The organism is Streptomyces sp. NPDC057694, assembly GCF_042799415.1.
Classification (GTDB): Bacteria; Actinomycetota; Actinomycetes; order Streptomycetales; family Streptomycetaceae; genus Streptomyces.
This window is the reverse complement of the sequence record NZ_JBHVIX010000006.1, coordinates 208,285-230,685: the sequence shown is the minus strand read 5'-3', so window position 1 is coordinate 230,685 and position 22,401 is coordinate 208,285. Positions and strand designations below refer to the sequence as shown.

At 71.2% G+C, this 22,401-nt stretch carries 24 protein-coding genes and 1 tRNA gene; 19 read left to right on the top strand and 6 right to left on the bottom strand.

Going from position 1 to position 22,401, the window contains the following annotated elements:
- Nucleotide 1: 1 nt before the first annotated feature.
- Nucleotides 2-2,605 carry a GNAT family N-acetyltransferase gene (locus ACFVDP_RS17300; protein WP_383490122.1) on the bottom strand — a complete coding sequence of 868 codons (2,604 nt, stop codon included), beginning with the start codon at nucleotides 2,603-2,605 and terminating at the stop codon, nucleotides 2-4.
- Between the two features lie 88 nt (nucleotides 2,606-2,693).
- Here ACFVDP_RS17300 and ACFVDP_RS17295 point away from each other — a divergent pair, with 88 nt between their 5' ends.
- From ACFVDP_RS17295 to ACFVDP_RS17285, 3 genes are all read left to right on the top strand, one after another.
- Entirely contained in the window at nucleotides 2,694-3,296 is a 603-nt protein-coding gene (locus tag ACFVDP_RS17295; protein ID WP_383490119.1) for an HhH-GPD-type base excision DNA repair protein, read from the top strand.
- A gap of 77 nt (nucleotides 3,297-3,373) precedes the next feature.
- On the top strand, nucleotides 3,374-3,709 hold the full coding sequence (locus ACFVDP_RS17290) for a hypothetical protein (RefSeq protein WP_383490116.1): 336 nt from the start codon (nucleotides 3,374-3,376) through the stop codon (nucleotides 3,707-3,709).
- 54 nt (nucleotides 3,710-3,763) lie between these two features.
- Nucleotides 3,764-3,904 (top strand): hypothetical protein, encoded by a 141-nt coding sequence (locus ACFVDP_RS17285; protein WP_383490115.1) that lies wholly within the window; start codon nucleotides 3,764-3,766, stop codon nucleotides 3,902-3,904.
- Nucleotides 3,905-4,190: 286 nt separating this feature from the next.
- On the opposite strand, the gene ACFVDP_RS17280 is transcribed toward ACFVDP_RS17285, so the two are convergent.
- Complete coding sequence (locus tag ACFVDP_RS17280) at nucleotides 4,191-5,861, bottom strand: helicase HerA-like domain-containing protein (protein WP_383490112.1); 1,671 nt, start codon at nucleotides 5,859-5,861, stop codon at nucleotides 4,191-4,193.
- Nucleotides 5,862-5,982: 121 nt separating this feature from the next.
- On the opposite strand from ACFVDP_RS17280, the gene ACFVDP_RS17275 reads away from it, so the two are divergent.
- Both ACFVDP_RS17275 and ACFVDP_RS17270 read left to right on the top strand, forming a co-directional pair.
- Nucleotides 5,983-6,279, top strand: a complete 297-nt coding sequence (locus ACFVDP_RS17275) for a type II toxin-antitoxin system VapB family antitoxin (protein WP_003955420.1) — start codon at nucleotides 5,983-5,985, stop codon at nucleotides 6,277-6,279.
- Between the two features lie 114 nt (nucleotides 6,280-6,393).
- Nucleotides 6,394-7,047, top strand: a complete 654-nt coding sequence (locus ACFVDP_RS17270; RefSeq protein ID WP_383490108.1) for a LytR C-terminal domain-containing protein — start codon at nucleotides 6,394-6,396, stop codon at nucleotides 7,045-7,047.
- Nucleotides 7,048-7,200: 153 nt separating this feature from the next.
- On the opposite strand, the gene upp is transcribed toward ACFVDP_RS17270, so the two are convergent.
- Nucleotides 7,201-7,836 (bottom strand): uracil phosphoribosyltransferase, encoded by a 636-nt coding sequence (gene upp, locus ACFVDP_RS17265; protein WP_383490105.1) that lies wholly within the window; start codon nucleotides 7,834-7,836, stop codon nucleotides 7,201-7,203.
- Between the two features lie 152 nt (nucleotides 7,837-7,988).
- Here upp and ACFVDP_RS17260 point away from each other — a divergent pair, with 152 nt between their 5' ends.
- The 9 genes from ACFVDP_RS17260 to ACFVDP_RS17220 all read left to right on the top strand — a co-directional run bounded on the left by ACFVDP_RS17260 (nucleotide 7,989) and on the right by ACFVDP_RS17220 (nucleotide 13,809).
- Nucleotides 7,989-8,219: a hypothetical protein gene (locus tag ACFVDP_RS17260; protein ID WP_383490102.1), complete on the top strand. Its 231-nt coding sequence runs from the start codon at nucleotides 7,989-7,991 to the stop codon at nucleotides 8,217-8,219.
- A 253-nt stretch (nucleotides 8,220-8,472) separates the two neighbouring features.
- On the top strand, nucleotides 8,473-9,054 hold the full coding sequence (locus ACFVDP_RS17255) for a hypothetical protein (RefSeq protein WP_383490099.1): 582 nt from the start codon (nucleotides 8,473-8,475) through the stop codon (nucleotides 9,052-9,054).
- A gap of 93 nt (nucleotides 9,055-9,147) precedes the next feature.
- Nucleotides 9,148-9,606: a tRNA adenosine(34) deaminase TadA gene (tadA, locus tag ACFVDP_RS17250; RefSeq protein ID WP_383490432.1), complete on the top strand. Its 459-nt coding sequence runs from the start codon at nucleotides 9,148-9,150 to the stop codon at nucleotides 9,604-9,606.
- A 10-nt stretch (nucleotides 9,607-9,616) separates the two neighbouring features.
- Nucleotides 9,617-9,704: transfer RNA gene (locus ACFVDP_RS17245), tRNA-Ser, on the top strand.
- A 428-nt stretch (nucleotides 9,705-10,132) separates the two neighbouring features.
- The gene (locus tag ACFVDP_RS17240; protein WP_383490096.1) at nucleotides 10,133-10,303 is read left to right on the top strand and encodes a hypothetical protein; all 171 of its coding nucleotides are present in this window, start codon (nucleotides 10,133-10,135) and stop codon (nucleotides 10,301-10,303) included.
- Nucleotides 10,304-10,326: 23 nt separating this feature from the next.
- A complete protein-coding gene (locus ACFVDP_RS17235) occupies nucleotides 10,327-10,620 on the top strand; it encodes a Dabb family protein (protein WP_383490093.1) in 294 nt (97 codons plus the stop codon).
- A gap of 192 nt (nucleotides 10,621-10,812) precedes the next feature.
- Nucleotides 10,813-11,718 (top strand): RNA polymerase sigma factor SigF, encoded by a 906-nt coding sequence (locus tag ACFVDP_RS17230; RefSeq protein WP_383490090.1) that lies wholly within the window; start codon nucleotides 10,813-10,815, stop codon nucleotides 11,716-11,718.
- 246 nt (nucleotides 11,719-11,964) lie between these two features.
- Entirely contained in the window at nucleotides 11,965-12,882 is a 918-nt protein-coding gene (locus ACFVDP_RS17225; RefSeq protein ID WP_383490088.1) for an RNA polymerase sigma factor SigF, read from the top strand.
- Nucleotides 12,883-13,002: 120 nt separating this feature from the next.
- On the top strand, nucleotides 13,003-13,809 hold the full coding sequence (locus ACFVDP_RS17220) for a hypothetical protein (RefSeq protein WP_383490085.1): 807 nt from the start codon (nucleotides 13,003-13,005) through the stop codon (nucleotides 13,807-13,809).
- 15 nt (nucleotides 13,810-13,824) lie between these two features.
- Here ACFVDP_RS17220 and ACFVDP_RS17215 read toward each other — a convergent pair whose 3' ends face one another.
- On the bottom strand, nucleotides 13,825-14,037 hold the full coding sequence (locus ACFVDP_RS17215; protein ID WP_383490082.1) for a hypothetical protein: 213 nt from the start codon (nucleotides 14,035-14,037) through the stop codon (nucleotides 13,825-13,827).
- A gap of 195 nt (nucleotides 14,038-14,232) precedes the next feature.
- Here ACFVDP_RS17215 and ACFVDP_RS17210 point away from each other — a divergent pair, with 195 nt between their 5' ends.
- The 4 genes from ACFVDP_RS17210 to ACFVDP_RS17195 all read left to right on the top strand — a co-directional run bounded on the left by ACFVDP_RS17210 (nucleotide 14,233) and on the right by ACFVDP_RS17195 (nucleotide 18,832).
- Complete coding sequence (locus ACFVDP_RS17210) at nucleotides 14,233-14,733, top strand: MarR family winged helix-turn-helix transcriptional regulator (RefSeq protein WP_383490079.1); 501 nt, start codon at nucleotides 14,233-14,235, stop codon at nucleotides 14,731-14,733.
- Nucleotides 14,734-14,753: 20 nt separating this feature from the next.
- Nucleotides 14,754-17,303 carry an MFS transporter gene (locus ACFVDP_RS17205; RefSeq protein WP_383490076.1) on the top strand — a complete coding sequence of 850 codons (2,550 nt, stop codon included), beginning with the start codon at nucleotides 14,754-14,756 and terminating at the stop codon, nucleotides 17,301-17,303.
- A gap of 209 nt (nucleotides 17,304-17,512) precedes the next feature.
- On the top strand, nucleotides 17,513-18,331 hold the full coding sequence (locus ACFVDP_RS17200; RefSeq protein ID WP_383490073.1) for a YceI family protein: 819 nt from the start codon (nucleotides 17,513-17,515) through the stop codon (nucleotides 18,329-18,331).
- Nucleotides 18,332-18,370: 39 nt separating this feature from the next.
- A complete protein-coding gene (locus tag ACFVDP_RS17195; RefSeq protein WP_383490070.1) occupies nucleotides 18,371-18,832 on the top strand; it encodes a PPOX class F420-dependent oxidoreductase in 462 nt (153 codons plus the stop codon).
- Here the strand turns inward: ACFVDP_RS17195 and ACFVDP_RS17190 are convergent.
- Entirely contained in the window at nucleotides 18,829-19,587 is a 759-nt protein-coding gene (locus ACFVDP_RS17190) for a TetR/AcrR family transcriptional regulator (protein ID WP_383490067.1), read from the bottom strand. The two genes, ACFVDP_RS17195 and ACFVDP_RS17190, sit on opposite strands and share 4 nt — an antisense overlap.
- Before the next feature lie 87 nt (nucleotides 19,588-19,674).
- Nucleotides 19,675-21,228 (bottom strand): MFS transporter, encoded by a 1,554-nt coding sequence (locus ACFVDP_RS17185; RefSeq protein ID WP_383490064.1) that lies wholly within the window; start codon nucleotides 21,226-21,228, stop codon nucleotides 19,675-19,677.
- A gap of 93 nt (nucleotides 21,229-21,321) precedes the next feature.
- Between ACFVDP_RS17185 and ACFVDP_RS17180 the strand changes: the two genes are divergently transcribed.
- On the top strand, nucleotides 21,322-22,188 hold the full coding sequence (locus tag ACFVDP_RS17180; protein WP_383490061.1) for an endonuclease/exonuclease/phosphatase family protein: 867 nt from the start codon (nucleotides 21,322-21,324) through the stop codon (nucleotides 22,186-22,188).
- The last annotated feature ends 213 nt before the right edge of the window (nucleotides 22,189-22,401 follow it).

Below are 22,401 nucleotides of genomic sequence, written 5' to 3'. Positions count from 1 at the left end.
ACTACCGGGTGTAGGTGGCCAGCCGGGCGCGCTTCTCCGGCAGGTACACCTCGGGCAGGTCCACCTCCGGCAGCACGATCTCGCCGGCGAGGTCGAACCCGGAGCGGGCGAACAGCGCGATCGCCTTGTCGTTGCGGGCGTCCGGCTCGACGACGATCCGCTTCCGGCCGAGCCCGTCGAGCGCGTACGCGACGAGGACGTCCACCAGGGCCCCGGTGAACCCGTGCCGTGCGCCCGCCGGGCCGTCCGGCGGCCCGACGAGCAGATGCGCGCCGACGTCCCCGTCCAGCACCTCGTAGCACTCGCTGACCCGGTCCGCCTCCGGTTCGTACGTCTGGAAGAGCGCGACCGGGACCCCGTCGAGGCGGACCAGGAACGCGTGGTGGGTGTCGAGGCCGGCCATGTGCGCGTAGATGTCGCGGACGTCGTCACGGCCCAGGCCGGTCATCCCCCAGAACGTGGCGCGCTCCTCGCTCACCCAGCCGTGCAGCACGTCGATGTCGGCGCCTGCCGGGTCGACGGGCGCGAGCCGGAAGGTGCCGAAGCCGTCGACGGCGCGCTCGTACACGTCGCTCACTGAGGTCTCCTTGCTGAGGGTCAGCCGGTCGAAGTCGGTGACGACCGGGGCGAGTTCACCGCGCAGCCACAGCGGCAGCTGGTCGCGGTGGTGGGGCGTGCCGGGTACGCCGGACGCGCCGTGCGGCACGATCCAGCGGCTGTTCTCGCGCCGCGCGAGGTCCCACACATAGCGGGCGGCGGGCCCGCGCGCGGCGAGGTGCGTGATGCCGGGCACGCTCGACGTGGACAGGACGCAGTCGTGGTCGCCGTCGAGGGCGGGCCGCTCGGCAATAGGATCGGGCAGCGCCTGCCAGGCGGCGAGCCGGTGCAGCTCGCCCCAGGTCGTCTCCACCGCGCCCGAGACGTCCTCGACGGCCTCCCGGACGGCCGCGAGCCGGTCCTCGTACGGAAGCGGGCCGCCGGTGAGCAGGTTCTCCAGGCCGTACGCGACCCGTGGCACGAGCGCGAGCCAGGGGCGGAAGACCTCGGGGTAGGCGGGGGCCAGCCCGGTCAGATCTGCGAGGGAGGGATGGGCGGCGATCCGGCGCACGACGGCGGACCGCACCCGTGCGTACGCGGCGGCGCGCACGCTGCCCGCCGCCATCCGCCGGTCCCAGTTCAGCAGCGACTCGCTCAGCTCCGCCCCTTCGGGGGACAGCCCTTCGAGCCGCTCGACCAGCGCCAACAGCGGCTTGGACGAGGCGAGTTCGGTGTCGGTGTGCACGGCGGCCATGTCCGCGGCGGCCCAGGTCTCCCGCCCGGCGAGCAGCTCGCCGATGCGCCGGGCGCGGTGCGGCGGGGCGAACTCGGTGCCGAGCGGGGCGGCCAGGGAGCGTTCGTTGGCCATGACGGCGACGCCGTCGACCTCGGCGCGGGGCAGGGGGGCGTGAACGCCGCGCCACGCGTACCGCTCCTCCCACGCGGGCACCACCCGCACCATGTTCTCCGGGTCGCGCACGGGCACGGTGCCCGCGACCCGGTGCAGCGTGCCGCCCTCGGTGTCGGCGGCGAGCACGACGTTGACCGGCTCGGCCCAGCCGTCGAGGGCACGGTCGACGTCGGCGACGGTCCGGGCGCGCAGCAGGGCGGGCAGCGTGGCGAAGCCCAGGTTCCCGAAGACGCGGGCGGGCTGGCGCAGGCTGACGCCCTCGCCCCCGGCCTCGTCGGGGCCGCCGATCACGATGACGCCACGCTCGGTCTCGACGACCTCGACGCCCTCCTCCACGTGTACGTGAGCGGGCCGCCAGCCGTCCGGGCCCAGCGCCTCGACACCGCCGTCGCCGGTGCGCCGCAGCCGCTCGCGGTACAGATCCTGATAGTCGGCCATGGCGTTGGTGATGGCCCAGGCGACGGCGCCCGCGTGCCCGAAGTGCCCGATGCCGGGGACGCCCGGCACGGCGAGGCCCACCACGTCGAACTCCGGGCAGGCGAGGCGGATCTGCTGGTAGACGCCCGGGTCCTCGATGTACCGGTGCGGGTCCCCGGCGATCAGCGCGCCGCCGTCCGCCGCGCGGGCCGCGTCGACGAGCCAGCCGTTGCTGCCCAGCGTGCCGGGGCCGTCGGTCGCGAACAGCGCCGGCGCGTCCACCCCGAGCCGCCGCACGACCTCGTCGCGCCACAGCTTCCCCGGGAACCCGGCGAACAGCACGTGCGCCGACAGCCACACCCCGAGCGGCGTCCACGGCTCCCAGCGGCCCGGCGCCCCGCCCGCGCGGGCGAACTCCGGCGCCCGGCCGCCCTGTTCGGCCAGTCCCCGGTTGACCCCGTCGACGTACGCGGCCACCCAGGCGCGGGTGTCCGGGTCGAGGGCGTCGTGGCAGCGCCGGGCGGTGTCCGCGAGCCGGGCCCGCCGCGCGAAGGCGTCCCAGCCGGCCTCGCCCGCCCCGAGCAGTCCGGCGGAGGTGCCGAGCATCCGGCGCCGCTCGACCTCGATCTGCCAGCCGCGGTCGACGGCGGTCACGTACCCCTGCGCGTACGCGAGCGCCGACGCGTCGCCGGCCCGCAGATGCGGTATCCCCCACTCGTCCCGGAAAACCTCGAAGTTCACCGTTCCCCCACTCGACTTCCATAATGGTTAGGGGAGCCTAACCTAATCCCCACATGTCGGGACCGCGCCGGTGGGTCATCATCGACGTATGGACGTCACCCTCCACCTCGCCCAGGACCCCGCCGCCGACGAACTGCTCGGCCGCAGCCCGCTCGCCGCGCTGGTGGGAATGCTCCTCGACCAGCAGGTGCCCATGGAGTGGGCCTTCGCGGGGCCCCGCACGATCGCCGACCGGCTCGGCGCCGACGACCTCGACGCGCACGAGATCGCCGCCCGGGACCCCGAGGCCTTCGCCGCGCTCCTCTCCGAGAAGCCGGCCGTGCACCGCTACCCCGGCTCCATGGCCAAGCGGGTCCAGCAGCTGTGCCAGTACCTCGTCGAGCACTACGACGGCGACGCGGCGGCCGTCTGGACCGGCGTCGCCAACGGCAAGGAACTCCTCGCCCGCCTCGTCGAGCTGCCCGGCTTCGGCAAGCAGAAGGCCCAGATCTTCCTGGCCCTGCTCGGCAAGCAGCTCGGCGTGCGCCCCACGGGCTGGCGCGAGGCGGCGGGCGCCTACGGCGAGGCGAAGGCGTTCCGCTCGGTCGCCGACATCACCGGCCCCGAGTCGCTGACCAAGGTCCGCGCGCACAAGCAGGAGATGAAGGCGGCGGCGAAGGCCGCGAAGGCCGCCAAGTCGTCAGCACAGTGACGTCCGCGTAGCCCATGAGAGCGGAAAACGGCCTCCGGTGATTGCGTCACGGGCGCGTCCGGGGGACAAGTCGACCCATGAGTGTCGCGCCGTCCCCCACCGCGCCGGGCCCGCGTGCCCGGACGTGGGCGGGCGCGCTCCTGCTGGTCCTCGCCCTGCTGCTCGCCCCGTTCGCCGCGCCGCCCGCCGAGGCGGCGGCTCCGCCCGCGGTGGCCTCGGCCTCCTGCGAGGGCGGCGAGCAGCATGACGTGCCCGAGGCCGCGCTCCGTCTTTCCACCGGGCATCCGACCCGGCTGCTGACGGCTCCGCCGCCGCGGCCCCGCCCGGCGGCCGCGCCCCAGCGGCCCGTTCCCCCGCCCCACCCCGCCCGTCCCGAGCACCGCGCCCTGCGCACCGTCGTCCTGCGCTGCTGACGGTCCCGGCATCCCCGGACCACCCCGTCAGTCAGCTCGAAAGGACGTCCCACCATGCCCAAGGACCCGTACGCCCTCCTGCGCGCCCTGCTCCGCGCGGAGGCCGCCCGTGACGCCCGGGCCCACCGGTCGCAGGAACCGTCGCCCGCCCGAAAGCGATCCCCGCAGGCGCACCAGAAGAACGACGGCAGCTGAACCGGGGGCCGGGCCCCCACCCGGGCAGCCCGGCCCTCGGCCCGCCATTCGTCCGCGGCCCGGTGGCCTCTTCTCGCGCAGTTCCCCGCGCCCCTGAGATGCGCACTTCGTGCGCCATCTCATCAATGGCGCGCCCACCCGCCCAAGGGGAAGGCGCGCCAAGCGCAGCCTTCAGGGGCGCGGGGAACTGCGCGAGAACCCCCACCGGCCGTCGGCCGACCCACAACCCATCAGGGGCGCGGGGAACTGCGCAATCAGCCCCGCCGACCCGGGGCCACCGGAACCGTCAGCGGCGCCGAGTACCAAAGATCGACCGGGAGATCTCCCGCCCCAGCTGCGTCCCCATAGAACGCGCCAACGACTTGAAGATCCCGCTCCCCACCACCTGATCCACGACGGAGGCGTCCTGCGCGGGCTTCCCCCGAGAGGCCGCCTTCTCCGCCTTCGCCGCCGCGGCGGCCTCGGCCTCGGCCCGCTCGCGCTCCGCGCTCTCGGCCTCCCGAGCGGTCAGCTTCTCGTACGCCGACTCCCGGTCCACGGCATCGGCGTACCGCGAGTACAGCAGCGACCCCTTCACGGCCGCGTCGAGCGCCCCCGCCTCGACGGGCCCCATCAACGACTCCGGCGCCCGCAACCGGGTCGCCGCGACCGGCGTCGGCGCGCCCTTCTCGCTGAGTACGGTGATCACGGCCTCGCCGGTGCCGAGCGAGGTGAGCGTCTCCTCCAGGTCGTACCCGGAGTGCGGGAACGTCTTCACGGTCGCCTTCAGCGCCTTCTGGTCGTCGGGCGTGAAGGCCCGCAGCGCGTGCTGCACCCGGTTGCCGAGCTGCCCGAGGACGTCGGCGGGCACGTCCTTCGGGGTCTGTGTCACGAAGAAGATGCCGACGCCCTTGGACCGGATCAGCCGCACGGTCTGCGTGATGGCTTCGAGGAACGCCTTGGACGCCCCGTTGAAGAGCAGATGCGCCTCGTCGAAGAAGAAGACGAGCTTCGGCTTCTCGACGTCGCCGACCTCCGGCAGCCGCTGGAACAGATCGGCGAGCAGCCACATCAGGAACGTGGAGAACAGCTGCGGCTTGTCCTGCACGGCCGGCAGTTCCAGTACGGAGATCAGCCCGCGGCCGTCGGAAGCGGTGCGCAGCAGCTCGCTGGTGTCGAACTCCGGCTCCCCGAAGAAGTCCCCGGCGCCCTGCGCCTCGAACGCGGTCAGGGCCCGCAGGATCACCCCGGCGGTGACGCTCGACAAACCACCGATGGTCTTCAGCTCGGGCTTGCCCTCGTCGGAGGTCAGGAAGGTGACGACCGCCCGCAGATCCTTCAGGTCGAAGAGTTCGAGGCCCTTCTGATCCGCGTAATGGAAGATCAGGCCGAGGGACTGTTCCTGCGTCTGGTTGAGCTGCAGCACCTTCGACAGCAGGACGGGGCCGAAGCTGGTGACCGTCGCGCGCAGCGGGATGCCGGTGCCGAGGCCGCCGAGCGCGTAGAACTCGCACGGGAACCCGGTGGGCCGCCACTCCTGCCCCACCTGCCCGGCCCGCTCGCGCACCTTCTCGCCGTCCGCGCCGGGCGCCGAGATCCCGGAGACGTCGCCCTTGACGTCGGCGAGGAAGACGGGCACGCCCTGCGCGGCCAGCTGCTCGGCGATGAGCTGGAGGGTCTTGGTCTTGCCGGTGCCGGTGGCGCCCGCGACCAGGCCGTGCCGGTTCAGCATCGGCAGCGGGATGCGGATCTGGGCGTCCGGATGGCACTGCCCGTCCCACAGCAGCGCGCCGAGTTCGAGGGCTGGCCCGCTGAACGCGTACCCGGCAGCGATCTCCAGCGCCTCGGCGGGCAGCGCCGGGCCACCGGTGACGGTCTCGGGGTGCGCCTGCTCTTGCGTCAACGAGACGCCTTGCGCTACCCCGGACGTGTCCGCCGCATTCGCCTGTTCGCCCGCTATCGGCTCGCTGTCACTCATTTCAGGCCCCTGTCCCGGGTTTGAGTGGTCCTGTTTCGCCCAAGTTCAGGGCGTTATTTCACAGGGTTGCACTCCGTCCCCATGGCTGCGCCCGGAGAGCCCGGCCCGGTAGGCTTTCCGTGTGATCTTCAAGCGCATCGGAAACGGCCGGCCGTACCCCGACCACGGCCGGGAAAGCACCCGGCAGTGGGCGGACGTCGCGCCGCGCCCGGTCCGCCTCGATCAGCTCGTGACGACCAAGGGTCAGCTCGACCTGGAGACGCTGCTCGCCGAGGACTCGACGTTCTACGGCGATCTCTTCGCGCACGTCGTGAAGTGGCAGGGCGACCTCTACCTGGAGGACGGGCTGCACCGCGCCGTCCGCGCCGCGCTCCAGCAGCGCCAGGTGCTGCACGCCCGCGTGCTCGAACTCGGCTGACGACCCCGGCGGCTGAGTGTCCCTCACGTCCGTATTGGCCCTTTCGGGTTGCACCGGGCGCTCGCCACTGATCATTTAATAGGCATCGCCGCCGAGCGGCACTACGCTGCGCCCATGAGCATGCTCACTCCCCCCGGCATGGGCGGCAAATACCGCATCACGGGGGACAAGTACCCCCGCATGCGGCGCGGCCGCTCACGCAGCAGGATCGTGCTCGCCGTCGTCGCGTCCGTCGCGGCGATCGGCCTGATCGGCTGGGGATCGTTCCAGCTCGTCGATGTCTTCACGGGTGGCGGCAAGGCCAGTGCGGCCGGGTCCGGCGCCGCGGACTGCCCGAAGAATCCGAGCGCGAGCCCGTCCCCCGCCAAGGCCGCGGCGAAGCTGCCCGCCCCCGCGAAGATCAAGGTCAATGTTCTCAACGCCACGACCCGAGGCGGCCTGGCCAAGGACACCGCCGACGAGCTGAAGAAGCGCGGCTTCGCCATCGGGGACGTAGGGAACGCGACAAAGGCGTACGACAAGAAGGTCAAGGGCGTCGGGATACTGCTCGGCGCGAAGTCGGCCTCCGACGCCGCGCTGCCCGTCCTCGGCACACAGCTGGCCGGCGCCGAGCTGAAGACGGACACCCGCGCCAAGCCGGCCGAGGTGGACCTGATCATCGGCAAGCAGTTCAAGACCCTGTCCTCGAAGGCCGAGGCCGACAAGGCGCTGGCCGCGCTGACCGACACGAAGCCGAACCCCTCGTCCTCCCCGAGCTGCGCCCCGTAAGGGGCGCGGGGAACTGCGCGAGCAACCACAGAAAAGCCGCAGTCGCATCTGCTCGGTACATGAGCAGACGCGACTGCGGCTTTCGTCGTGGCTGGTCGCGCAGTTCCCCGCGCCCCTGGCGGGGCAGAACCCGACCCGCGCCCGCCGGCGGAGCTACTCCGCCGCGCCGTACATCCGGTCCCCGGCGTCACCGAGACCCGGCACGATGTACCCGCTCTCGTTCAGCCGCTCGTCGACCGACGCCGTCACCACGGTGACGGGCGTCCCGGCCAGCTCGCGCTCCATGATCTCGACGCCCTCGGGCGCGGCCAGCAGCACCACGGCGGTGACATCGTCCGCGCCGCGCTTGATGAGCTCCCGGATCGCCGCGACGAGCGTGCCGCCCGTGGCGAGCATCGGGTCCAGGACGTAGACCTGGCGGCCGGAGAGGTCGTCCGGCATGCGCGTCGCGTACGTGGAGGCCTCCAGGGTCTCCTCGTTGCGCACCATGCCCAGGAAGCCCACCTCGGCGGTCGGCAGGAGGCGCACCATGCCGTCGAGCATGCCGAGGCCGGCCCGCAGGATCGGCACCACCAGCGGGCGCGGGTACGACAGCTTCACGCCCGTCGTCCCGGTCACCGGGGTCTCGATGTCGACCTGCTCGGTGCGCACGTCCCGGGTCGCCTCGTAGGCGAGCAGGGTGACCAGCTCGTCGGCCAGGCGCCGGAAGGTCGGGGAGTCGGTGCGCTTGTCGCGCAGCGTGGTGAGTTTGTGCGCCACAAGAGGGTGGTCGACGACGTGGATCCGCATGTCCTCAACAGTAACCGGGCCCCAGCCCCATGGCTCCCCCGCGCACCAGGACGGCACAGGCCCCGCACGGGGCATCAAACGCGCGCAAGGAGGGAAATCCGAGGGTCGGGGACAATGGAGAGGACCCGTCGAGTGGGGTGGTGAGGTGACTCATGCCGGACAGCGAGCGCCGAGCACGGTCGGCCTCCGCCGATGACACGGCCGATGACATACCGGCGGCGGAGCGTCCCGAGTTCGAGACGGACGCCGAACGACGGCGCCGCCGAGCGGTGTTCCTGCGCGAACTGACCGAGGCCCGCGAGCTGCGGGCCCGGGTCCAGCCGCGCCGCGCCCGGGCCGCGCGCATGCGCCAGCAGATGCGGATGCGTACGTTCCGCTGGTGACGGCGCGGCGCGCCCGGCGCCGGGGACCGCGTCCCGCCCGGCTCAGCGGCGTCCCGCGGGTGACGCGGCTCACACCGGACACGGGTGTGCGTGGCCTGTCGGAGACGCGACGCCAACACAGCGCACGGAAGACCTCTCCTGACGGCGTTCTTTCTGCCACGATTCCGAGTGGGCGGGGCTTGAACTGCACTCCCGTCCATCAGACTCCGCCGGGGGACCCCCGACCGGCACTGAGACCAGTGGGAGAGTCACGGTGTACTTCGCCGCACTGCTCGCGCGCACCGAAGACGGGTGGGAAGCGAGCGATACAGAGCTCGACGACGTGGAGACCCTGTCGGACCTGTCCGACCTGGCCCGCGAAGCGGCGGCCGAGGCCGACGCAGGGGACGACACGGTCCTCGTCTTCATCGAACAGGAGGACGCGTGGTTCGGCGTCGTCCGCGTGGACGGCGAGGACGACCCTCGCATCTACGTCTCGGACGCGGCGGCCGCAGCCCGCAGCAGTTACGGCGAGATCCTGCTCACCGACGAACTGCTCGGCAAGGATCCGGACGCCGACGAACTCGATGCCCTCGACCTGGACGGCACCGAGGACGGCGAGCCGGAGCCGGCGGCCGATGACAACGACGGACGAAACGACAACGACGACGACAGCGACGACGGCGGCGGTGGCCCGGGGTCCGAGGCGGTGCCCGCGGGGCCGCTCGGGGACCGGGAGATCCTCGCCGATCTCGGCGTCTCCGAGAAGGAACTGCTCGCGCTCGACGGGGCGGACGCCCTGAGCGAGATCGCCGACGCACTGGGCGCCTCGGAGGTTCTCGAAACGGTCCGCTGACCCCGGGGGCCGGCCGCCGGGGTTAGATTCCTGGCCGTGACGACCCCCGTTCCTGACATCCCCGATCCCGTACGTGATCCATGGAAGCCCGCCATGCGGCAGGCCCTGGCCGAGGCCGGGCTCGCCGCGGCGGGCGGCGACGTCCCCGTCGGCGCCGTCCTGCTCGCCCCGGACGGCACGACGGTCCTCGCCGCCGCGCGCAACGAACGCGAGCTGACCGGTGACCCCACCGCCCACGCCGAGGTCCTGGCGATCCGCAGGGCCGCTCAGCGGCTGGGCGAGTGGCGGCTGACCGGCTGCACGCTCGTCGTCACCCTGGAGCCGTGCACCATGTGCGCGGGCACCGCCGTGCAGTCCCGCCTCGACCGTGTCGTCTACGGAGCCCGTGACGACAAGGCCGGGGCGGCCGGCTCGCTGTGGGACGTGCTCCGGGACCGCCGGCTCAACCACCGCCCCGAAGTCATCGCCGAGGTCCTCGCCGCCGAGTGCGCCGAACCCCTCACCCGCTTCTTCAGGGATATGGATTTCAAACCACGGCCCCCTATGGGCTAGAGTTCCTCTCGGTAGCGTGTCCGAGCGGCCGAAGGAGCTCGCCTCGAAAGCGAGTGTGGCGTAACCCGTCACCGTGGGTTCAAATCCCACCGCTACCGCTGACAACGCCCCTCTTCCCCGGGTCACCGGAGAAGAGGGGCGTTCTGCGTTTCCCGCCCGCTCACACACAAAGATCCCCGGCGCCTGACCAAGGCACCGGGGATCTCGTCCCGCTCGGGGCGGGGGAAGCGGCTTCGGGGGGCGAGCCGCTTCCCCCGAAGAGGACCGACTCCCGTAAGCCCACGCCGCTTCAGGGGGGAAAGACGCGGCGTGAACCCCGCAGTCGGGGTCCGGTCCCTGCCCTTCCGATTCCTGCCAGATCGTCCGGGCTCACCACCTATCCTCCGCCTCCGGAACGCCTCCGGGACGCGGCAAAGGGCCTGGAACGAGGGGTCGTTGGTCCTTAAAGGTCAGGTGAGAGAGCGTCACGTTAGACTCGCGCCCGGCAACAGGGGCACACACGGGCAACACGGGGAGGCCGGACGCGATGGATCCGAAGAAAATAGGGCTCTTCGTTGTGATCGTGTTCGTGCTGTATCTGATCATCACCGACCCGGCCAAGGCCGCGGACTACGTCCAGATAGGGTTCGAAGGCGTATCGTCCGCCGCGCAGGCCATCGGGGACTTCATGACCTGGGTGGCCAACGGCGGCAAGTGAGTCCGGCCCCAGGAGCGTCGCCCGTGATCCGCCATCTGGTCCTGTTCAAGCTCAACGACGGCGTCGGCCGTGACGAGCCCCGCGTCGTCAAGGGCGTCGAGGCCTTCCGCGCGCTGGGCGAGCAGATCCCCGAGCTGACGTTCTGGGAGTGCGACTGGAACATCACCGACCGCCCGATCGCCTACGACTTCGCGATCAACTCCGCGGTCGAGGACACCGACGCCCTGAAGCGGTACATCGAGCATCCCGCGCACCAGGCGGGCGTCGCGCAGTGGCGCGAGTTCGCCACGTGGGTGATCGCGGACTACGAGTTCTGACGCTCGCCGCGTCACACGATCGAGCGGCCCCTCACCTGAACGGTGAGGGGCTTTTCGCTGTCCTCGGCCGCTGAGACCTCTGACTGGCCCATCAACACGTAGTGATGCGGTGCTTGCACACAGTGCACATGTCTTGTGATGCTATGACCGCTTTTGATCGAAGAGTTGACGGAAATAGAGGTGGGGTTGACCGTGCCGGCCAGTACTGCGCCTCAAGAAGCACCACAGGTACGACAAGCACCGGAAGTGCAACCAGCGCCGCTCGCACAGCAGGCGACACAGGAGCCACAGGTACCGCAGGAGCCGCAGGCACCGCAGGCGTCGACCGCGAAGTCGCGCGGGGCCGACACCCGGGCGCTCACCCAGGTCCTCTTCGGCCAGCTCAAGAACCTGCTGCCGGGCAGCCCGGAGCACTCGCGGGTGCGCGGCGCCCTGATCGAGGCGAACCTGCCGCTGGTGCGCTACGCGGCCGCCCGCTTCCGCAGCCGCAACGAGCCGATGGAGGACGTGGTCCAGGTCGGCACGATCGGGCTGATCAACGCCATCGACCGGTTCGACCCGGACCGCGGCGTGCAGTTCCCGACGTTCGCCATGCCCACCGTGGTCGGGGAGATCAAGCGGTACTTCCGCGACAACGTACGGACCGTGCACGTCCCGCGGCGCCTGCACGAGCTGTGGGTGCAGGTGAACAGCGCCACCGAGGACCTGACGACGGCGTTCGGCCGCTCCCCGACCACCGCGGAGATCGCCGAGCGGCTGCGCATCGGCGAGGACGAGGTGCTCGCCTGCATCGAGGCCGGACGCTCGTACCACGCGACCTCTCTGGAGGCCGCGCAGGAGGGCGACGGGATGCCGGGGCTGCTCGACCGGCTCGGCTACGAGGACCCCGAGCTGGACGGCGTCGAGCACCGCGACCTCGTCCGCCATCTCCTCGTGCAACTCCCCGAGCGGGAGCAGCGGATCCTGCTGCTTCGCTACTACAACAACCTCACCCAGTCCCAGATCAGCGCCGAACTGGGTGTCTCACAGATGCATGTGTCAAGACTCCTCGCCCGCAGCTTCGCCCGACTTCGATCCGCAAACAGGATCGATGCGTAGCTGAATCGGGTAGACCGGTTCTGCGGGGATTTCCCGGCGGAAACCCCGCCACCTTCGGCCACACCCCCTGCTAACTGCGGTGATTCGCCCCTTCGTTGTCGACATGTCACTACAGCGTGTTGCCGACATGTGACATTCTGCTGGAACCGCGTTTGGCGCAGCCTCACGTCCGGTATTCAGGTGGAGGCTGCGTTCCTACCTGACGGGAGCGTCCGCCGCGACCGTCCGCGACCTCAAGGGGGTGGCATGTCCGCAGACCAGGGCAGCTCGAAGGTGCTCACGCTCTCGCCCGACACGCCTGTTCCTGTTCCGGCCCAGGCCTCGGCCACTACCCCGGCCCCGGCTGCGGTTCCGGAGACCTCCGGCACGCCGGTGGTGCCCGTGGCTCCCGTGGCATCGGGACCCATCGACACCCGCACCCTGTCCCGCTCCCTCTTCCTGCGGCTCGCCTCACTCGACGAGGACAGCCCGGAGCGTCCCTATGTCCGCGACACCCTCATCGAGTTGAACCTGCCGCTGGTGCGGTACGCGGCGGCCCGCTTCCGCAGCCGCAACGAGCCGATGGAGGACATCGTCCAGGTCGGCACGATCGGCCTGATCAAGGCGATCGACCGGTTCGACTGCGAGCGGGGCGTCGAGTTCCCGACGTTCGCGATGCCGACGGTGGTCGGGGAGATCAAGCGGTTCTTCCGGGACACCTCGTGGTCGGTGCGGGTGCCGCGCCGCCTCCAGGAGCTGCGGCTCGCGCTGACCAAGGCGAGCGACGAGCTGGCGCAGAAGCTGGACCGGTCGCCGACCGTGCCCGAGCTCGCGGTGGTGCTGGGAGTCTCGGAGGACGACGTCGTCGACGGGCTCGCGGTGGGCAACGCCTACACCGCGTCCTCGCTCGACTCGCCGGCCCCCGAGGACGACGGCGGCGAGGGCTCGCTCGCGGACCGCCTCGGCTACGAGGACACCGCCCTGGAGGGCGTCGAGTACCGGGAGTCGCTCAAGCCCCTGCTGGCGAAGCTGCCGCCCCGCGAGCGCCGGATCATCATGCTCCGGTTCTTCGCGAACATGACGCAGTCGCAGATCGGCGAGGAGGTCGGGATCTCGCAGATGCACGTGTCGCGGCTGCTCACGCGGACGCTGGCGCAGCTGCGCGAGGGCCTGATCGCGGACTGACCCCCTACCCGGTGGATGTCACGGGGCGGCGACTCGACCGGAGTCGCCGCCCCGACGCCGTCGCGGGCCGACGGCTCCATGAGGGTTCCTAATTGACGGTCCGTCAGACACACTGGCGCGATGCTGCGGACTTGGGTACGAGGACGTAGGGGCGTCGCCGTCGGGGTCGCCTCGGCCGCTGTGGTGGGACTCGGCGGAGCCGCCACCGTTGCCTTCGGCGGAGACGGCGGGCCCTCGAAATACGTGGCCGTGGGCGCCGCCGGCGGCTCGGACGCACCGGCTGACAGCGTCGCGCCCACCGGGAAGGTGGAGCTGGTGCCGCTGGACCCGGACTCCCCGGGATCGTCGGGGAGCGGCCGGGACGGGAGCACGCCGAAGGGCGGCGCGAAGGCCGGCGGCAAGGGTGGCGGCGAGAAGAGCGCGGGCGGCGGCGGATCGGCCGCCGGGGGTTCCGCCGGCGCCGGGTCGTCGGGCCCCGGATCGTCCGGCGCCGGAGCGGGCTCGTCCGGCTCGTCCGGCTCCACGGGTGGCGGCGGCGCACAGAGCGGCGGCAAGGGCGGCACCCCCTCGGGGTCGGGCTCCGGCACCCCCACGGGTGGCGGCACCTCCTCTTCCCCCGCCCCCGCCGCCCTGAAAGTGGGCGACCCCGTCCTGAAGGACGCCGACGAGCGGTGGTGCCAGGACGTGACCCTGGCGCTGCACAACTCCGGTGGGAGCGCGGTGCGTTCGGGCACCGTCACGTTCAAGACCCACATCATCGGAGCCCTCGGTGTCGACTGGGCGACGATCGAGTCGCAAGAAAAACTCCCCGTGCCCATCGGGCCCGGGGAGAAGAAGGAGAAGACGTGGACGGTCTGCGTCGACTCCTGGCGCGTACCGCTCGGGATGCATGTCGAGACGCGGGACGTCTCCGTGCAGTGGAAGTGAGAGCGCGGCCGACCGCTACTTGAGCGCCAGCCAGGCCACCGCCGCCACCACGACGATCGCGACCACGATGCCGACGATCAGTCCCGCGCTCGGACCGGACTTCACCGGTGCCGCCTCCGCGCGCGGCGACGGCGTGCCGCCGTCGTCGACGAAAGCGCGGAACATCTGGGTGCTGCCCGCGGGGTCGATGTTGCCTTCGGGGCCCGGGCCCTGGGGGTTGTGTGCCATGGGGCAGGACCCTAGCGAATCGGCGGCACAGGCGCCACAGGTCTCCCACAGCCCTCTTGAGCTGCAGCTTTACGCCATCAGGCCCGGACGTTTGCCTAGTTTTTAGGGTCGAACGCCCTTTTTAGTTTGCCTGCGGCAACCAACTGCTTCTATGGTTGCTCTAAGCAACAAATAAGGTTTTGGTCAGGAGGTGCTGTGGCCGCACAGCGTCATTACGACGAACTGGCCCGACAGCTCAGCGCCTTCGGCGCCGTCAAGAGGGACATGGCGCGCATCCTGCCCCACGACTGTCCGGCAGGTTCGGCTGCCGTCCTCGCTCTCCTCAAGCGCTACGGCGACATGCGGATGAGCAGGATGGCCGAGCTGATGGCCGTCGACATGTCCGTGGCCAGCCGGCACGTGGCACACACCGCGGACCGCGGCTGGATCGAGCGCCGCCCCGACCCCGCCGACAAGCGCTCGCGCATCCTCACCCTCACCGCCGAGGGGCACGAACAGATGGACGACCTCAACGACCGGACGACCGAGCTGCTCGCCGACCGGCTGAGCGACTGGTCCGACGACGAGGTCAACCAGCTCATCGCCCTGATGACGCGACTGCGCGACAGCTTCGGGGACTGCCGGACGACGGCGTCCCGGACACCGCTCCCCGTCGCCGCGCAGGCTTCGGCACAGACCACCCGTACACCCGCGTAAGACGTAAGAAAAGGATTCCCATGGCAACATCCACACCGTCCGGTGTGCGGGGCAGCCATGCCGCCAAGCACGGAGGCAATGCCCCCGGCGCCGGCGCCACCATGACGCACCGTCAGATCATGGAGGCACTGTCCGGGCTGCTGCTCGGCATGTTCGTCGCCATTCTGTCGTCGACCATCGTCACCAACGCTCTGCCCGAGATCGTCGGAGACCTCGGCGGCGGCCAGTCCGCCTACACCTGGGTCGTCACCGCCTCGCTGCTCGCGATGACCGCGACCACGCCCCTGTGGGGCAAGCTCGCCGACATCTTCAGCAAGAAGGCGCTCGTCCAGATAGCCCTGATCGTCTACGTGGGCGGTTCGGTCGTGGCGGGGCTCTCGCAGAGCCCCAGCATGCTGATCGCCTGCCGTGTGGTCCAGGGCATCGGCGTCGGCGGTCTGTCCGCCCTCGCCCAGATCGTGATGGCCGCGATGATCTCCCCGCGCGAGCGGGGCCGCTACTCCGGCTACCTCGGTGCGACCTTCGCCGTCGCCACCGTCGGCGGCCCGCTGCTCGGCGGTGTCATCACCGACACCTCGTGGCTGGGCTGGCGCTGGTGCTTCTACGTCGGTGTGCCGTTCGCGGTCATCGCGCTCATCGTGCTCCAGAAGACGCTGAAGCTCCCCACGGTCAAGCGGGAGAACGTCAAGGTCGACTGGGCCGGTGCCTTCTTCATCACCGCCGCGGTCTGCACCCTGCTCCTGTGGGTCACCTTCGCCGACGACAAGTACGACTGGCTGTCGTGGCAGACCGGCGCGATGGTGGGCGGCGCGGTCGTGCTCGCCCTGATCTTCATCCTGGTGGAGTCCAAGGCCGCCGAGCCGATCATCCCGCTGCGCCTCTTCCGCAACCGCACGATCACGCTCGCCTCGATCGCCTCGCTCTTCGTGGGCGTCGCGATGTTCACGGGCACCGTGTTCTTCTCGCAGTACTTCCAGCTGGCGCGCGGCAAGTCGCCGACGATGTCCGGTGTCATGACGATCCCGATGATCGGCGGCCTGTTCATCTCGTCGACCGTCGCGGGCCAGGTCATCACCAAGACCGGCAAGTGGAAGGCGTGGCTGGTCTCCGGCGGCGTCCTCATCACGGCGGGCCTGGGCCTGCTCGGCACGATCCGCTACGACACCCCGTACTGGCACGTCGCGATCTTCATGGCCCTCATGGGTCTCGGTATCGGCATGACGATGCAGAACCTCGTGCTCTGCACCCAGAACCAGGTCGCCCCGCAGGACATCGGTTCGGCCAGCTCCACCGTCACCTTCTTCCGCTCCCTCGGTGGTGCGATGGGTGTCTCGGCGCTCGGTTCGATCATGTCCACCCGCATCACGCACTACGTCAAGGACGGCCTCGCCGACCTCGGCCCCAAGGGTGCGGCCCTCGGCCACGGCGGTACGGGTGGCGGCGCCATCCCGGACCTGGACAAGCTGCCCGAGCCGCTGCGCACGATCATGGAGAGCTCCTACGGGCACGGCATCGCCGACGTCTTCCTGATCGCCGCGCCGATCGCGCTGGTCGCCCTGATCGCCATGCTGTTCATCAAGGAGGTTCCGCTGCGTACGTCGGGCGGCCTGGACCAGGCCAAGGAGACCGAGGCGGCCGCTTCCGGCGCCCCCGCCGGCCTCACCGCGAACCCGGTCACCGAGCCGGAGAAGGTGCCGAGCCTGGTCGGTGCGCACGAGCCCGCCGACGACGGCACCCAGCGCCTCGCCGCCGTCGCGTCCGCCGCGACCGGCAGCGTCCCGGCGCAGCCCGGCACGGGCGGCACCCCGGTGCACGGCTTCGTCCGCGGCGCCGAGTCCGCCCCGGTCCCGCGCGCCGCGATCACGCTGATCTCCCTCGGGGGACGGCAGCTGGGCCGCGCGGTCGCCCAGGGCGACGGTTCGTACACCGTCGACGCCCCCGGCGCCGGGTCCTACGTCCTGATCGCCTCGGCCGACGGCTACCAGCCGCAGGCCTCCACGGTGCTCGTCGGCGAGGACAGCGCCGGGACCGGCACCACGTACGACATCCTGCTCAGCGGCACCAGCGGTCTGAGCGGCGTCGTCAGGGCCGCGGAGACCAAGGCCCCGGTCGTCGGTGCCATGGTCATCGTGACCGATGTGCGCGGCGACGTGCTGGCCACCGGGCTCTCCGGCCAGGACGGCGAGTTCACCTTCGCCGAGCTGGTCCCGGGCGCGGTGACCGTGGCCGTGAACGCGGCCGGTCACCGGCCGCTCGCCCTGCCCGTCGAGGTCGGCGGCACGGGTGTCACCCGCGTCGAGGTCGAGCTGAACTCCGGCTCGCAGGTGCAGGGCACCGTGCGCGCCGCGGGCCGCTCGCTGAACGACGCGCGGGTCACGCTCGTCGACGCCGCGGGCAATGTGGTCGCGACCTCCACCACCGGTGACGACGGCGCGTACGCCTTCACCGACCTGGACGGCGGCGAGTACACGGTCATCGCGACCGGTTACCCGCCGATGGCCACGCACCTGACCGTGAACGGCAGTGGCGTCGACGGTCACGACATCGAACTCGCCCACCCCGGCGAGTAACTGACTCCGGACGGACACCCGGTGCGGCCCGCGTTTCGAGCGGAGACGTGAGCCGCACCGTTCGCCCGGATGTGGGAAAAGGGCCCCGGACCCGGTGGCGTCGTTAACGGCAGGGGACGGCCGAGACGCTGCGGGCCGGGGCCGTTTCACGTACGGGACGTACTCAACTCCCTTACGTGTGTGAGAACTTCAGCTAGGAGATGTGGACGATGGGACTCAGCGCGCGGATCCGGACGCGGGACGGGTGGGCTCTGCCGCACGCCGTCGTCACGGTGACCGACATGACGGGCGCGCAGGTGCTGCGTGCCGAGGCCGACGACGAGGGCGCCGTGCACGACGCGGCGGTCCTCACCCCGGGCCCGTACACCGTGATCGTGACCGCGGTCGGATACGGCCCCGCGGCCTCCACGGCGCTGGTCACGGCGACCGGCCGGGCCGAGGTCGGCACCGTGGTGCTCGCCCGGCAGGGCGGGGCCGAGCTGCCGCCGCCCGGACCGTGGACCGTCGACCCGGCGCACTCCGCGGTCGCAGCGACCGCGCAGCACCTGGGCATCACCTCGGTGCACGGCCGGTTCACCGACTTCCGGGCCCGGATCGACATCGCGCAGGACGTGGAGAAGTCCCGCGTCGAGGCGGTCATCCGGTCCGCGTCGATCGACACCGGCAACGGGATGCGCGACGGCCACCTGAAGTCCCCCGACTTCCTGGACGTCGAGTCGCACCCCGAGATCACCTACCGGTCGACGGGCCTGACCCCGGCCGGCACCGACCGCTGGACCGTGCACGGCGAGCTGAACCTGCACGGTGTGGCGCGCCAGGTCGACCTCGACCTCAGCTACCTGGGCACCGGCGCCGACCCGTGGGGCGGCACCCGCGCCGCGTTCAAGGCGACGGCCGAGCTGAAGCGCGAGGACTTCGCCATGAACTACAACCAGGTCGTCCAGGCCGGTATCGCGGCGATCGGCGCGACCCTCAAGGTCGAACTCGACATCCAGGCGGTGCAGGGCGACTCGCTGCCCAGCATGTAGCAGGGCGTTCAGGGGGCGGCAGTCATTAGGCTGGGCCGTATGGCTCCGAACATCGCGACCAACACCCGTGTTTCCCTGGACGAGTTGCTCGACTTCGTACGACCCCGCCACCGCGCCCTCCTCATCACCGCCCGTGCCGACGGCACCCCGCAGGCCTCACCACTGACCTGCGGGGTCGACGACGCCGGGCGGATCGTCGTCTCCACGTACCCCGAGCGCGCCAAGACCCGTAACGCCAAGCGGAATCCGCGGGTGAGCGTGGTCGTGCTGAGCGACGAGTGGAACGGGCCGTGGGTGCAGATCGACGGCGCCGCCGAGGTCCTCGACACCCCCGACTCGGTCGAACCCCTGGTGGAGTACTTCCGCAACATCTCGGGAGAGCACCCGGACTGGGACGAGTACCGGGAGGCCATGGTGAAGCAGGGCAAGTCGATCATCCGGATCACCCCGGACAAGTGGGGCCCGGTGGCGACCGGCGGCTTCCCGGCGCGGCTCGGCTAAGGCTTTTCCCGCGCCACCAGCGCCGCGATCCCGGCGATCTGGAGATCGAGCGCGATGTGGAAGTCGAGGTCGCGGATCTCCTCGACCGTGCCCCCGGCTTCCACCTGCGCCATCGTCTCCTCGGCGTGCCGCAGCATCTCCGGCTTGTCGGCCGGTGCGGTGAACGTGGTCATCGTCCGCCGGAAGTACTCGTCCTGCGTCATGCCGACGTCGGCGCACCGCTGCCGGAAGTGGCCCTCGACGGTGCCGTACCCGTAGACGAACTGCATGACGCTGGCGATCGCCCCGCGCTGCGCGCTCATCGGCAGCCCGGTGCGGGCGAAGACGCGCTGGACGACGGTGGAGAACTCCAGTGAGTTCGGGCCGATGTTGAGGTAGCTGCCGACCAGCGGGGAGATCCAGGGGTGGCGCACGAGCAGCGCCCGGTACTCGGTGGCGAGCCGGCGCACCTGCTCGCTCCAGTCGGCGTCGGTGGTGACCGTGCCGGCCACCTCGGGTTCGCCGAAGACCCGGTCCAGGGCCAGTTCGAGCAGGTCGTCCTTGGTGTCGACGTACCAGTACACGGACATCGCGGTGACGCCCAGCTCGCCCGCGAGGCGCCGCATGGAGAACTTGGCGAGCCCCTCCGCGTCGAGCAGCTTCACCGTGGCGTCGGTGATCCGCTCGCGGTCCAGGCCGCTGGGCTGCTCGCTGCGCCGACCGCGTCCGGGCTTGCTCTCTTCGAGCCAGACACTCATCCGCGCTGCCTTCGCCATGGCGCACCTTCCCAGGAGTTGACGTACCGGGCGGGGCGGACCCGCGGGCTCGCACCCGCGGAATCCGCCCGTCCGCCTGCCACGATGCTAGGACTGTTCAGGGGCTTGTGGGAAAGCGCCCGGAGCCGTCTTCCCTGCTGACTCTGCCCGCTCCGCGCGCCGCAGCAACGCAGCGGCGAGGAGTCCGCCGACGAGGACGGCGGCGGCGCCGACCAGCTGGCTGGTCTCCAGTCCCGAGGAGAAGGCGTCCGCGATACGGGCCTTCTCGCCGGCCGAGTCGGCTGCCGCGAGCGCCGCCGGGAGGGAGGCGGCGGAGACGGCGACCAGCGCCGCGAACCGGGCGTTGAGGACGGCGCCGAGGACGGCGACCCCGAGCCCGTTGCCGAATTCGGCGAGGGTGCCGTTCACGCCCGCGCCGACGCCCGCCTTCGCCGGCGGGATGGCGCTCATGATGGCGTTGGCCATCGCGGGCATGGCGAAGGCGATGCCGACGCCCATGACGATCAGGCCGAGGAGCATGCCGCCGTAGGAGTCCCCGCCGAGCACGGCGATCGCCGCGAGCCCGGCCGCCAGGCAGGACATGCCGGCCGCGATGGTGACCGGGGTGCCCACCTTGGCGAGGACCTTGGCGCCGACGCCGGTGAGGTTCAGGGCGACGATGGTCAGCGCGAGCGGCGCCGTGCGCAGTCCGGCCTCCAGCGGCCCGTACCCGAGCACGAACTGGAGGTGCTGGGTGAGCAGGAACAGCGAGCCGCCCATGCCGAACGCGACGAGGATCGCCCCGGCGACGGCGCCCGTGAACTTCTGGTTGCGGAAGAAGTGCATGTCCAGCATCGGGTACGGGATGCGCAGCTCCCAGCCGACGAACGCGGCCATGAAGACGATCCCGACCGCCGCCGAGAGCAGCGTGGTCCCGGAGGTCCAGCCCTCGTCCGGACCGCTGATGATCGCGTAGACGACCCCGGTCATGCCGACCGTGGAGAGCAGCGCGCCGAGCAGGTCGGGCCGGTCGCCCTGCGGGTTCTTCGACTCGGGTACGAGCGTGAGGACGGCGATCAGCCCGATGACCGCGACCGGGATGTTGATGAGGAAGATCGCGCCCCACCAGAAGTGGTCCAGCATCACGCCGCCGAGCAGCGGTCCGACGGCGAACCCGAGCGAGTTCACGGTGGCCCACAGGCCGATCGCCTTGACCCGCTCGGTGTCGTCGAAGATCTGCACGACGACCGCGAGGGTCGTGGTCATCAGCAGCGCGCCGCCGACGCCCATGCCGGCCCGCGCGGCGATCAACTGCGCGGTGGAGTCGGCGAGTCCGGCGATCAGCGAGCCGACGCCGAACAGTACGAGTCCGGCCGCGAGCATCTTCTTGCGGCCGTAGCGGTCGGCGGTGGAGCCCGCGGTGAGCAGCAGTCCGGACTGGACGAGCGAGTAGGCGCTGATCACCCACTGGATGTCGGACGTCGACGCGTGCAGTTCCCGGGTGAGGGAGGGGATCGCGACGTTCAGGACGGTGTTGTCGAGCAGCACGGTCAGCTGGGCGAGGCAGATGACGCCGAGGATGATCCAGCGCTGCGGGTGGCCTGCGGCCGGGGCGGGCTGCCGGGGGCTGCCGCCGGTGTTCTCGGCGGTCGTCGCCGTCATGCGGGCTCCTGTCGGGGGGCGATGGGCGGTGCTGTACACCGTAAAGGACAACTCTTACGGCGTACAAGTGGGTTTTCGGCATACGGTTCGGCCATGCCGAGACGATCTCGTTCCGCTTCTCAACTAGCCCTGGCCATAGCCGTGTTGAGCCTGGTCGCAGCGGCCCCCGCCGCGGCCGCCGGGCAGCACGGGCCACCGCCGGTCCCGCTGCGCATCGCCACGTACAACATCCACGCGGGCGCGGGCGCCGACAACGTCTTCGACCTGGACCGGCAGGCGGCCGCGCTGCGCGCCCTGCACGCCGACGTGATCGGCCTCCAGGAGGTCGACGTGCACTGGGGCACCCGCAGCCAGAACCTGGACGTGGCACGGGAGTTGGCCGACCGGCTCGGGATGCGGGTGTCGTTCGCGCCGATCTACAGCCTGGATCCGGTGACGGCGGGGGAGCCGCGGCGGGAGTTCGGGGTGGCCGTGCTGTCCCGGTATCCGATCCGCTCGGCCGTCAACCACGAGATCACCCGCCTGTCCACGCAGGACCCGAACCCGGTACCGGCGCCCGCCCCCGGCTTCGGCGAGGTCACCCTGAAGGTGCGCGGGGTGCCCGTGCAGGTCTTCGTGACGCACCTGGACTACCGCGCGGATCCGTCGGTACGGGTGGCGCAGGTCGCGGACACCCGCCGCATCATGACCGCCGAGCGCTCCGCGGTGCGGGGGGCGCGGCAGGTTCTGCTGGGTGACTTCAACGCGGCGCCGGGGGCTGCTGAACTCGGGCCGTTGTGGGGGGAGTTGCGGGATGCCGGCCCGGCGGACGGAGGCACGTACCCGGCCGGTGCTCCGGTGCAGCGGATCGATTACGTGGCGGTGGGCGCGGGCATCGACGTCCGCTCGACGTCGATCCCGGACGAGCCGACGGCTTCGGATCACCGGCCGGTGGTGGCGGAGGTGGCGGTCCGCCGGTAGACAGGTGCGGCTCGCGTCGTGGCTGGTCGCGCAGTTCCCCGCGCCCCCGGGTTGTCATTCGCCTGCGGGCCGGTGGCCGCTTCTCGCGCCGTTCCCCGCGCCCCTGAAGCATGCGCTTCGCGCAGCTTCCCCTTGCACCCCTGGGCGAGCGGAGCTCGCTGCCAGGGGCGCGGGGAACTGCGCGACCAGCCCCCACCGGCCGTCGGCCGACGT

Coding starts and splice junctions, on each gene's coding strand:
- ACFVDP_RS17215 (WP_383490082.1), bottom strand. CDS start 14,037: ATGGCACACAACCCCCAGGGCCCGGGCCCCGAAGGCAACATCGACCCC.
- ACFVDP_RS17295 (WP_383490119.1), top strand. CDS start 2,694: ATGGACGTCACCCTCCACCTCGCCCAGGACCCCGCCGCCGACGAACTG.
- ACFVDP_RS17195 (WP_383490070.1), top strand. CDS start 18,371: ATGGCTCCGAACATCGCGACCAACACCCGTGTTTCCCTGGACGAGTTG.
- ACFVDP_RS17200 (WP_383490073.1), top strand. CDS start 17,513: ATGGGACTCAGCGCGCGGATCCGGACGCGGGACGGGTGGGCTCTGCCG.
- ACFVDP_RS17270 (WP_383490108.1), top strand. CDS start 6,394: ATGAGCATGCTCACTCCCCCCGGCATGGGCGGCAAATACCGCATCACG.
- ACFVDP_RS17185 (WP_383490064.1), bottom strand. CDS start 21,228: ATGACGGCGACGACCGCCGAGAACACCGGCGGCAGCCCCCGGCAGCCC.
- ACFVDP_RS17205 (WP_383490076.1), top strand. CDS start 14,754: ATGGCAACATCCACACCGTCCGGTGTGCGGGGCAGCCATGCCGCCAAG.
- upp (WP_383490105.1), bottom strand. CDS start 7,836: ATGCGGATCCACGTCGTCGACCACCCTCTTGTGGCGCACAAACTCACC.
- ACFVDP_RS17220 (WP_383490085.1), top strand. CDS start 13,003: ATGCTGCGGACTTGGGTACGAGGACGTAGGGGCGTCGCCGTCGGGGTC.
- ACFVDP_RS17240 (WP_383490096.1), top strand. CDS start 10,133: ATGGATCCGAAGAAAATAGGGCTCTTCGTTGTGATCGTGTTCGTGCTG.
- ACFVDP_RS17285 (WP_383490115.1), top strand. CDS start 3,764: ATGCCCAAGGACCCGTACGCCCTCCTGCGCGCCCTGCTCCGCGCGGAG.
- ACFVDP_RS17180 (WP_383490061.1), top strand. CDS start 21,322: ATGCCGAGACGATCTCGTTCCGCTTCTCAACTAGCCCTGGCCATAGCC.
- ACFVDP_RS17290 (WP_383490116.1), top strand. CDS start 3,374: ATGAGTGTCGCGCCGTCCCCCACCGCGCCGGGCCCGCGTGCCCGGACG.
- ACFVDP_RS17260 (WP_383490102.1), top strand. CDS start 7,989: ATGCCGGACAGCGAGCGCCGAGCACGGTCGGCCTCCGCCGATGACACG.
- tadA (WP_383490432.1), top strand. CDS start 9,148: ATGCGGCAGGCCCTGGCCGAGGCCGGGCTCGCCGCGGCGGGCGGCGAC.
- ACFVDP_RS17190 (WP_383490067.1), bottom strand. CDS start 19,587: ATGGCGAAGGCAGCGCGGATGAGTGTCTGGCTCGAAGAGAGCAAGCCC.
- ACFVDP_RS17225 (WP_383490088.1), top strand. CDS start 11,965: ATGTCCGCAGACCAGGGCAGCTCGAAGGTGCTCACGCTCTCGCCCGAC.
- ACFVDP_RS17280 (WP_383490112.1), bottom strand. CDS start 5,861: ATGAGTGACAGCGAGCCGATAGCGGGCGAACAGGCGAATGCGGCGGAC.